The 9,762-nt window shown below is 72.8% G+C and carries 9 protein-coding genes; 6 read left to right on the top strand and 3 right to left on the bottom strand.

Features of this window, described 5'->3' with window-relative positions; translation table 11 throughout:
* Positions 1-41 precede the first annotated feature (41 nt).
* Positions 42-3,083, bottom strand: a complete 3,042-nt coding sequence (gene afsR / locus I8N67_RS39955) for an SARP-family global regulator AfsR (RefSeq protein ID WP_200309215.1) — start codon at positions 3,081-3,083, stop codon at positions 42-44.
* Between the two features lie 198 nt (positions 3,084-3,281).
* Between afsR and I8N67_RS39950 the strand changes: the two genes are divergently transcribed.
* Positions 3,282-4,538 (top strand): amidohydrolase family protein, encoded by a 1,257-nt coding sequence (locus tag I8N67_RS39950; RefSeq protein WP_200309214.1) that lies wholly within the window; start codon positions 3,282-3,284, stop codon positions 4,536-4,538.
* A 664-nt stretch (positions 4,539-5,202) separates the two neighbouring features.
* Here I8N67_RS39950 and I8N67_RS39945 read toward each other — a convergent pair.
* Positions 5,203-5,973 (bottom strand): sulfite exporter TauE/SafE family protein, encoded by a 771-nt coding sequence (locus I8N67_RS39945; RefSeq protein ID WP_200309213.1) that lies wholly within the window; start codon positions 5,971-5,973, stop codon positions 5,203-5,205.
* Positions 5,974-6,057: 84 nt separating this feature from the next.
* On the opposite strand from I8N67_RS39945, the gene I8N67_RS39940 reads away from it, so the two are divergent.
* A complete protein-coding gene (locus tag I8N67_RS39940; RefSeq protein WP_200309212.1) occupies positions 6,058-6,993 on the top strand; it encodes a LysR family transcriptional regulator in 936 nt (311 codons plus the stop codon).
* Positions 6,994-7,095: 102 nt separating this feature from the next.
* On the top strand, positions 7,096-7,998 hold the full coding sequence (locus I8N67_RS39935) for an LLM class F420-dependent oxidoreductase (protein ID WP_200309211.1): 903 nt from the start codon (positions 7,096-7,098) through the stop codon (positions 7,996-7,998).
* Between the two features lie 399 nt (positions 7,999-8,397).
* Here I8N67_RS39935 and I8N67_RS39930 read toward each other — a convergent pair whose 3' ends face one another.
* Positions 8,398-8,736, bottom strand: a complete 339-nt coding sequence (locus I8N67_RS39930; protein ID WP_307835512.1) for a hypothetical protein — start codon at positions 8,734-8,736, stop codon at positions 8,398-8,400.
* Between the two features lie 160 nt (positions 8,737-8,896).
* Between I8N67_RS39930 and I8N67_RS39925 the strand changes: the two genes are divergently transcribed.
* From I8N67_RS39925 to I8N67_RS39915, 3 genes are all read left to right on the top strand, one after another.
* Entirely contained in the window at positions 8,897-9,229 is a 333-nt protein-coding gene (locus I8N67_RS39925; RefSeq protein ID WP_200309209.1) for a GntR family transcriptional regulator, read from the top strand.
* Positions 9,226-9,489 (top strand): GntR family transcriptional regulator, encoded by a 264-nt coding sequence (locus I8N67_RS39920; protein ID WP_200309208.1) that lies wholly within the window; start codon positions 9,226-9,228, stop codon positions 9,487-9,489. Before I8N67_RS39925 ends, I8N67_RS39920 begins: the two co-directional genes overlap by 4 nt.
* Positions 9,490-9,574: 85 nt before the next feature.
* Entirely contained in the window at positions 9,575-9,748 is a 174-nt protein-coding gene (locus I8N67_RS39915; RefSeq protein ID WP_307835513.1) for a GntR family transcriptional regulator, read from the top strand.
* Positions 9,749-9,762: the final 14 nt, after the last annotated feature.

Below are 9,762 nucleotides of genomic sequence, written 5' to 3'. Positions count from 1 at the left end.
GTCCGATGCCGCGTCCGATGCCGCGTCCGATGCCGCGTCGCTCACACCACCCTGGGGGGCGCCAGGAGTGTGCGCACCTCTTCCGCCTCCATCACGCCGCCGGTCTGCTCGTAGAAGCCCAGCGCGTCGCGCCAACAGGCCCTGGCACGGTCGGCCTGGCCCAGGGCGGCCAGGGCGCGGCCCAGGAGGGTCAGGACGTTGCCGCGCATGCGGTCGCCGCCGATGACGCCCAGAGCGAGGGCCTGTTCGGAGTGCTGGGCCGCGTGGGCGGGGCGGCGGGCGGCCAGGTGGGCCTCGGCGATACGGAAGTTGGTCACGCCCTCCCAGAGCCGCTGCCGGTGCTCGCTGAAGATATCCAGCGCGTCGGAGAACTGGCTGAGCGCCTCGGCGTGCCGACCTGCCCTGGTCAGCGCGATCCCCAGGGTGAAGTGGCCGTTGGCCAGCCGCATCGTCCGGCCGATCTCCAGCTGGGCCGCGAGGCCCTGCCCGGCGACCTCGACCGCCTTGGCGATGTTGCCCATGCCCAGGTGGGCGCGGGAGAGGTTGCAGAGACTGAGCGCCACGCCGGGGCGGTTGCCGGCCGTGCGATAGCCCTCGATGGCCTGTTCCAGGAAGGTCTTGCCGTCCGCGTACCGGCCCTGGTGCAGGGAGATGATCCCGCGGTCGTTGGACACCCAGCTGATCGCCCGGTCGTCCCGCGCCGACGCCGCCAGCCCCATGGCGAGCTGGGCCTGTTCCTCGGCCTGCTGGATGCGGCCGGAGACCAGCAGCACATTGGTGAGCGTGGTCCGTGCCCGCCCCTCCGCCCGCGCGTCCCCCTCCGCCCGCGTCGCGTCGCACATCGCGCGTGCGGTCGCCTCGTACTGGTGGGAGTTGGCGCCGGACTCGGCGAGGTCCTTGGCCGCCCAGAGCAGGTCCACCGCGCGCCGCAGCCGGTCCGTCCCCGCCGACTGCCGTACGGAGGCGAGCAGGCAACCCGCCTCGTTGTAGAGCCAGTCGAGGGCCGCGGAGCCGTCGGTGAAGTGCAGCCCCGGGTGCTCCGTCGGTTCCAGGTGGTCCACCAGCCGGTCCCCGGGCCGCTCGATCGCGTACACCTCCGCGGCCGTCGCCAGATAGAAGTCCAGCAGCCGCGACATCGCCGCGCCGCTCCCCCACTGTCCGAAAGGCGTGGGAGGTGCCCCCCCGCCGGGCGGCTGCTCGTCGCGTTCGGCGCACGCACGCGCGTAGAGCCGGACGAGGTCGTGGAAGCGGTAGCGGCCGGGTGCCGCGGATTCCAGCAGAGACGTGTCGACGAGGATCTCCAGGAGATCCTCGGTCTCCTCCGGCGGCAGGTCCAGTACGGCGGACGCGGCGGCCAGGGAGATGTCCGGGCCGTCCGCCAGGCCCAGCAGGCGGAACGCGCGCGCCTGTGCCGGCTCCAACTGGCCGTAGCCCAGCTCGAAGGTGGCCTTCACGGCCAGGTCGCCGGCCTGCAGCTCGTCCAACCGCCGCCGTTCGTCGGCGAGTTTGGCCGCCAGGACGGAGACAGTCCACGTTCTGCGCGCCGCCAGACGGGACGCCGCGATACGGATGGCGAGGGGCAGGAAGCCGCAGGCGGCGACGACATCGAGCGCGGCCTTGCGCTCCGCCGCCACCCGCTCCTCCCCGACGATCTTCGTGAAGAGCTGAAGGGCCTCGTCGGGGGACATCACGTCCAGGTCGACGAGTTGGGCCCCGGCCAGGTCCACCATGCGCACCCGGGCCGTGACCAGGGCCGCGCAGCCCGCCGTGCCCGGCAGGAGGGGGCGTACCTGGGCGGCGTCGCGGGCGTTGTCGAGCAGGACGAGCACCCGGCGGCCGTCCAGGACGGACCGGTACAACGCGGCCCGCTCCTCAAGGGAGTCGGGGATCGCGGAGTCGGCGGTGCCGAGGGCGCGCAGGAACGAGCCGAGGACGGTCTCCGGCTCGGCGGGGCGCGAGCCGGCGCCCTGGAGGTCGACGTACAGCTGTCCGTCCGGGAAGGAGCCGCGTGCCTGGTGGGCGACGTGCACCGCCAGGGTCGTCTTGCCGACGCCGCCTATGCCCGCGAGCGCCGACACGGCCATCACCTGACCCTCGGCGCCGGACGCCGCCGACAGCACCTCGGTCAGCTCGCCGACGAAGGCGGAGCGGCCGGTGAAGTCCGGCACGGTGGCGGGGAGTTGGGCGGGCCGGACGGGGGTGGCGGCGGGCTCCGGGGCGAGGGGAGCGGAGGGTTCCGCGAGGCCCGGGTCCGCCCGCAGGATGCGCTGCTGCAACTCCCGCAGACCCGGGCGCGGGTCCACGCCGAGTTCGTCGGCGAGCAGGCGGCGCGTGTCGGCGTACACCGCGAGGGCCTCCGCCTGTCGCCCGCTCCGGTACAGAGCCAGCATCAGCAGTTCGCGCAGCCGCTCCCGCAAAGGGTGCGCGGCAGTGAGGGCGGTCAGCTCAGAGACGGCCTCCGCGTGGCAGCCCTGCTCCAGGTCCATGTCGAGCCGGGACTCGACGAGTTGGAGCCGCCACTCGTCGAGGCGGGTCCGCTGCGTCTGCGCGTACGGCCCCGGAACGCTCGCCAGCACCTCCCCGTCCCACAGCCCCAGCGCCTTGTTCAGCAACTGGCGGGCCTGGCACAGATCCCCGGAGTTCCTGGCCTTCTCGGCGTCCGCGGCAAGGTCCTGGGCCACGGCGAGGTCCAGCGCGCCGCCGGACAGCGCGCGGATGGCGTAGCCGCCGGACTCACTCACCAGCACACCGGCGGAGAGCGCCTTGCGCAGCCGCGAGGCGTACGTCCGTACGGCGGCCAGCGCCTGCGACGGCGGATCGTCGCCCCACAGCGCGTCGATCAGCTCGTTCGCGGTGGCCGTACGGCCCTCGCGCAGCAACAGCGCGGCCAGCAGGGCACGTTGCTGTGGCGAACCGGTGGAGAGGGGCTCGGTGCCGCGCCAGGCCCGCACGGGTCCGAGCACGCTGAAGCGGAGCTCGGCCGCGGCCTGGGGGTCAGGATCCGGAATCTGCGCCTCCCTGGGACCCCTTTGCTCCGGCACTCGCGGCACACCGATCTCCGGCACTCCCGGTTCACCGCCCATCGACGCCCCCTAGGCCTTATTCACAACCTAGCCAGTTTGCCTTGTTCATGGCAGATACGTCAGCCGTGGGAGACCGCCGTCACAGGTAGCCACGCGGGATATCACCGGGCCCACACGAGTTCTCCGCACACATTCGTGTCCAGGCCTCGTGTGCGGGGCTAGCTGACGGACCGTCAGATCGGCGCTACCGTGGCGCACATGGAGACCATGGAGAGTGCTGCGGCGTCCACCGCCTTCCCGAAGATCATCTCCGTCGACGACCACACGGTGGAGCCCCCGAACGTCTGGCAGGACCGGCTCCCGAAGAAGTACCGGGACATCGGTCCCCGCATAGTCCGCGCGCCGCTGAAGGAGATGACGTTCCTCGGCGGCCGCTTCAGGCCCGTCATGGGCGCCCCCGGCGACGACGGCCCCATCGGCGACTGGTGGGTCTACGAGGACCTGCACCGCCCCCTCACCCGCCTCGACACCGCCGTCGGCTACTCCAGGGACGAGATCAAGCTGGAGATCATCACGTACGAGCAGATGCGCCCCGGCTCGTACGACGTCACCCAGCGCCTCGCCGACATGGACGTCAACCACGTCCAGTCGGCCCTCTGCTTCCCGACCTTCCCGCGCTTCTGCGGCCAGACCTTCACCGAGGCGGCCGACCACGAGCTGGGGCTGCTCGGGGTCCGGGCGTACAACGACTGGATGGTGGAGGAGTGGTGCGGCCCGGCGGCGCGGGGCCGGCTCATCCCTCTCACCCTCATCCCCCTCTGGGACGCGGAGCTGGCGGCGGCGGAGGTCCGCCGCAACGCGGCCCGGGGTGTGCGAGCCGTGGCCTTCTCGGAGATCCCCCCGCACCTCGGCCTGCCCTCCGTCCACACCGACGACTGGGACCCCTTCCTCGCCGCCTGCGACGAGACCGGCACGGTCGTCGCCATGCACATCGGTTCGTCGAGCCGGATGCCGTCCACGTCGGCCGACGCCCCGCCGGCCGTCGGCTCCACCATCACCTTCGCCAACTGCTGCTTCTCCATGGTCGACTGGCTGATGAGCGGCAAGTTCGAACGCTTCCCCAACCTCAAGGTCATGTACGCCGAGGGCCAGATCGGCTGGATCCCGTACATCCTGGAGCGCGCGGATGTGGTGTGGGAGGAGAACCGTGGCTGGGGCGGCGTCGCGGACAAGGTCCACCGTCCGCCGTCGGAGCTCTTCGCCGACCACGTCTACGGCTGCTTCTTCGACGACGCGTTCGGGCTCCGCAACCTGGACGCCATCGGCGTGGGCAACGTCCTCTACGAGACCGACTACCCCCACTCCGACTCCACCTGGCCCGAGTCGCGCCAGGTCGGCGAGGCCCAGATGGGGCACCTCGACCCGGACGTGGTCGACCGGATCGTGCGGCGCAACGCGATCGAGCTGCTGGGGTTGACGGGGGAGGGGCTCTGGGCGGGGCCGTCTGCGGGCTGAGCGTCAATGCGCCGGCCCTGCCCCCGCGCCGTCGCCGCCGTCGCAGGCCGCGTGGCGCCGGACCCAGTCGTCGAGGTCCAGGGCCGCTTCGAGAGGTGCGGTGAGGGCGAAGGTGTGCCACCAGGGTGACTGAGGCGACCCGGGAGTCTCCGGTGACCGGGGTGCGTCCGGGCGGGGCCTGCCCGGCTTCGGCGGCGAGCCGCAGCCGTTCGCGGAGGCGGGCCTCGGCCGGGGCGAAGCGCTCGCGGGCGGTGGGGGCGGGTAAGTCGAGTACGGCGCCGATGAGTTGCCAGTCGGCGCCGCTCATCCGCTCGTACACGGCGGCGGCTTCGAGGAGGCGCCGGGCCGCCGTCAGCACGTGGGCGGCCTCGGCCAGGAGGGCGCCGGGGGCGCCGGGGCTGCCGATCTCGCCGACTTGGTCGACTTGGTCGACTTGGCCGACCTGGTCGACCTGGCCGATCGGGACGGCGGCGCGGGCGAGTTCGGCGAGTTCGTACGCCTCGTAGGAGGCCAGGAGCCTGGCGTACGACGGGTCTGTGTACGACGGGTCTGTGTACGACGGGTCTGTGTACGACGGGTCTGTGTACGGCGGGTCTGTGTACGGCGGGTCCGGGGCTGGGCCCGGGTCCGGCGGTGTGGCGTCGTCGTTCTCGACCATGTCACCTCACCTCGCCCCTTCGCGCAGGAAGTACAGGACGGTCATCGTCACCGCCGTGCCCAGGACGACGCCCCGCAGGACGCGGGCCGGGAGGCGGAGGGCGAGGCGGGCGCCCGCGAGGCCGCCGGCCACGGCGCCGGTGAGCATGGCGGCGAGGAGGTGCGGGGCGCCGAGCGCGTCCGAGGCGATGAGGAAGAGTGCGGTGGCGCTGAGGTAGACGGCGGTGACCTGGGCGATCCGCATGGGGTTGCCGGTGGCGGGGTCGAGGCCGAGGGCGACGCTCCAGAGGGCCAGCATCAGGATGCCTACGGCTCCGCCGAAGTATCCGCCGTATACGGCGAGCAGGAACTGGCCGGTCAGGAGGGCCCGGGGGCCGAGCCCGGCCGCCGGGCCCGGCGTGGTGACGAGCAGGCGGAAGAGGCGGCGGCCGAAGGCGAGGACGACCGTGGCGAAGGCCAGCAGCCAGGGCACGGCGGCGTCGAAGGAGGCGGACGGCAGGAGCAGCAGCAGGGCGGCGCCGAGGGCGCCGCCGAGCACGCTGGTCGTGGTGAGCGCTCGGGGGGAGGCCGTTCCGACCTGGGTGATCCGGTGTCGGGAGACCCAGGCGCCGGCCACCGAGCCGGGGAGGAGGGCGATGGTCGAGGCCGCGTTCGCCGTCACCGGGGGCAGGCCGACGGCGACCAGGGCGGGCAGGGCCACGAAGGTGCCTCCGCCGCCGACGGCGTTCAGGGTTCCGGCGGCGAGACCGGCCAGGAGCACGAGCAGCATCTCGGACATCTGCCGAGCATCGCCCCGGGGGCGCGGGGAGGACAATGCGCGATTCGCGTATGCAGCCTATGGCTGGGCCATAGGCTGACTCGGGTGCGCTACGACCTCGACGACCTGCGGCTCTTCCTGGACATCGTGACGGAGGGGTCGATCACGGCGGGCGCCCGCCGGAGGCATCTGAGCCTGCCGTCGGCCAGCGCGCGGGTGCGGTCCCTGGAGCACCACGCCGGGGTGGCCCTGCTGGTCCGGGGCCGGCGCGGTGTGCGGCCCACCCCGGCGGGCACCGCGCTGGCCCGCCACGCGCGCGAGGTCCTCGAACGGACGGCGCGGCTCGAAAGCGCCGTCGCGAGCTACGCCCGCCCCCGGACGGCCCCGCTGACCCTGCTGGGCGGCGGCTCCGCCCTGCACCGGCTGGTGCCGAGGGCCCTGGTGTCGTTCCTGCGCGCCCACCCGGACGTCGACGTGACCGTGTCCGAGAGCCGCACGCCACGGACCGTGCGGATGCTCGCGGCAGGTGAGGCGGACCTGGGGGTCGTCGTCGACGACGAGGCCCGCGACCGGGGCCTCGACACGGAACCTCTCGGCGACGACTCCCTCGTGGTGGTCGGCCAGGCCGGCGGCATCCTCGCCGACCGCACAGCACTGACCTACAGCGAGGTAGCCGAACACCCCCTCGTCGGCCTCGACGCCGCGTCCTCGCTGCGCCGCTGGATCGAGCGACACCTCGGCCCGAACGCCCCCGCCGCCCGCTACCGCACCACCGTCGCCGACCTCGGCACCCTCGTCGCCCTCGCCTCCGCAGGCGTGGGCCTCGCCGTCGTCCCCCGCCGCGCCCTCGACCCCGACCAGCGCCCCCTCGACGTATGCGACCTACGAGAGCCCTGGGCCCGCCGCCACCACCTGCTGGCCTGGGGTGCCCAAGCCCGCACATCGCCCTCGGCGCCGGCCGTCGAAGCCCTCGCCGCGCACCTGCGGGCGGCGGCCCGGACCCCGCCCCTTCCGAACGGCGGTTCCCCACCCCTTGTCTGACGAAGCGTCAGCTACGACGATGGATGCCGCCGAGCACGTGACGGACTCAGTAGTCGGGGAGTGGCCGTGCCAACACCGCGGGAAGGCCGACTGGACTATGGGATGCAGCTGCCCGTCCAGTCCCAGAGCACCCTCTATGCCGAGCGGTGGGAGGGGGACGCCGGGGCGGCGGACCTGGTGGAGATCGCGCGGGCGGCCGACGGGGCCGGCTTCGCCTACATCGCCACCTGCGACCACGTCGCCATCCCGCGCCGGCTCGCGGACGCGATGGGCACGGTCTGGTACGACCCGGTCGCGACCCTCGCTTTCCTGGCCGGCGTCACCGAGCGCGTACGACTGCTCAGCCACGTAGCGGTCGTAGGCCTGCGCCACCCCCTCCTGACCGCCAAGCAGTACGCCACCCTCGACCACCTCTCCGGCGGCCGGCTGATCCTCGGCGTGGGCGCCGGACACGTACGGGAGGAGTTCGAGGCGCTGGGCGTCGACTTCGAGCGGCGGGGGGCCGTCCTCGACGAGTGTGTCGACGCGCTACGGGCGGCGCTCGGCCCGGACGAATTCCCGGCCCACCACGGCAAGTCGTACGACTTCGAGGGGCTGGGGCAGCGCCCCCGGCCCGCGCAGGAGCGGGTCCCGGTCTGGGTCGGCGGCTCGTCACCCGCCGCCGTACGCCGGGCCGCCGTACGCGGCGACGGCTGGCTGCCGCAGAGCGACCCGCGTGACCGGCTGCCGGAGCAGATCGCCCGGCTGCGGCGCCTGCGTGAGGAATCCGGTGCGACGGGGCCGTTCACCATCGGCGCGATCACCGAGCCCCTGTACGTCGGCGACCCGGACTGGGCCGTCGGCCGTCGCACCCTCACCGGCCGCCCGGAAGCACTCGCCGAGTCCCTGCGGGCATACGCGGCGATGGGCGTGGACCAGATCCAGGTGCGGTTCCGGAGTCGTAGCCGATCCGAACTCACGGATCAGATGGCGGCGTTCGGAGCAGAGGTGGGGCCGTTGCTGTAGGGGCCGTCCGCCCTCCCGCTGAGGCGACGGCAGGGCGGACGGCAGACGGTCCAGCACGCGCCGTGGGTTCGTTACCCGGGCTCTGACCGCGGCCCGATTCGGCAGCCGGGGCAGTGGCACGGTGGCCAGTCGAGCGACTCCCGCAGGCGTTCGGGGTCGTGGACTCTCATGACCGTATGCCGTCGTACCGGGCTGACGCGGTCACCGTCGGGGCCGATGCGGTAGGTGGTGATGGTCAGGCGGGACTCCCCAGCATCGGGGTACCGCCCTGCCTTCACCGGGCCGCGTCCGCGTCCGGGGCATGGCGGGAGCACGGGCAGTGGGGCCGCGGGTCCTCGTGGCCGGGCGGCCCGGCGAGCGGGCACGCGGCCGACGGCGCCGCGTCCGTCCCCGGCGGCCTCAACATGCCGCCACCCGCTCGGCGCCGATGACGTGGCAGTCGAGATCGACGCCGAAGTCGGCGGCGAGCACCAGGGCGAGCCGCCGCCGGGACTGCCGTGCCTGCTCTCGCTCGACGGCGACGAGGTAGGGGCGGACGAGTGGGGAGGCGGCGCCGTCGATGGGGGTGTCCAGGCCGTACGGGGAGCGGGGTGCCGGAGGCCGGGGCGGGGCCGCACGGGTCGCCGCCGCTCCAGGTGCCGCAGTTGGTGTGTCGTTGCGGCAAGTGGCCCGCCGCCTGCCGGTACCAGGGGCGAGTACGCCCAGAACGCATCGCAGCAACGCGTGGATAATGCTCACCGTCGTCAACTCCATTCAGTTGGTGGCCACGCCCCCGGACGGGTCGCATCCGTCGTGGGGGTCTTCTCGTGTCAGATCCGACATTAGAGGAACCTGGTCATGGCATGCCATGCCATGACACAAATGAGTGTGGATTTCCGTGGCCGCTTACGGTCAACCCATGGTGGACATCCCCGAGGGCTACGGCCCGGATGACGAACTGGACCCGGACGCGGCGGACCCGCTGTACCTGCAGCTCGCCGCAGTCCTGATCGCCCGCATCGAGAGCGGCGTGTACCCGCTGGGGCGGGCGGTGCCCGGCGTGGACCGGCTGATGCAGGAGTTCGGAATCGCACGGGGGACCGCCCGCAAGACGCTGGTGCTGCTGGCCGAGATGGGCTGCGTGCGTACGGTCGTCGGCAAGGGGTCGTTCGTCATCGAGCGAAAGCCCGCCGATGCGCCCGAAGGCTCCGGGCCCGGTTCGACCGGCGCGTCCGAGACCGGCGAAGCGTGACCACGATCGACAGGGAAGGGCCAGTCCCGCCGTACCGTCAGATCGCCGACAGCCTGCGCGCCCGCATCGAGGACGGCAGCATCCCGGCCGGCCGCCGTATCCCGAGCCTTGTCGAGCTGGAAGCCGAGTTCGGCGTGGCGCGCGACACCTTGCGCAAGGCCGTGAAGGTCCTGAAGGACGAGGGGCTTGTGGAGACGGTGACGGGCATGGGTGTGTACGTGGTGGACAGAGAGGCCGCGGGTTCGGCTGACAAGGGTTGACGCGGGGCGCCTCTACGCTCGCCTCATGGATCTCGACCGAGCCAGGCCCGTCTGGCCCCAGATCGCGGATGAACTACGCCGCTGAATCGACGCCCGCAGGTTCGCGCCGGGCAGCCGGTTCCCTGCCGTGGTGGACCTCGCTGCGGAGTTCGATGTCGCCGCATCGACAGTGCAGAAGGCGGTGGCCGCTCTTCGTTCAGAGGGACGGCTTCGTACCGTGCTGGGCCAAGGTTCGTTCGTCGCCGACAAGGAGAAGTAACCCGCGTCTTACTG

This window comes from Streptomyces adelaidensis, from assembly GCF_016598475.1.
GTDB classification, from domain to species: Bacteria; Actinomycetota; Actinomycetes; order Streptomycetales; family Streptomycetaceae; genus Streptomyces; species Streptomyces adelaidensis.
The sequence above is the reverse complement of the archived record's forward strand: the minus strand, read 5'-3'. Positions and strand labels throughout refer to the sequence as shown.

Coding starts and splice junctions, on each gene's coding strand:
- afsR (WP_200309215.1), bottom strand. CDS start 3,083: ATGGGCGGTGAACCGGGAGTGCCGGAGATCGGTGTGCCGCGAGTGCCG.
- I8N67_RS39950 (WP_200309214.1), top strand. CDS start 3,282: ATGGAGACCATGGAGAGTGCTGCGGCGTCCACCGCCTTCCCGAAGATC.
- I8N67_RS39945 (WP_200309213.1), bottom strand. CDS start 5,973: ATGTCCGAGATGCTGCTCGTGCTCCTGGCCGGTCTCGCCGCCGGAACC.
- I8N67_RS39935 (WP_200309211.1), top strand. CDS start 7,096: ATGCAGCTGCCCGTCCAGTCCCAGAGCACCCTCTATGCCGAGCGGTGG.
- I8N67_RS39925 (WP_200309209.1), top strand. CDS start 8,897: ATGGTGGACATCCCCGAGGGCTACGGCCCGGATGACGAACTGGACCCG.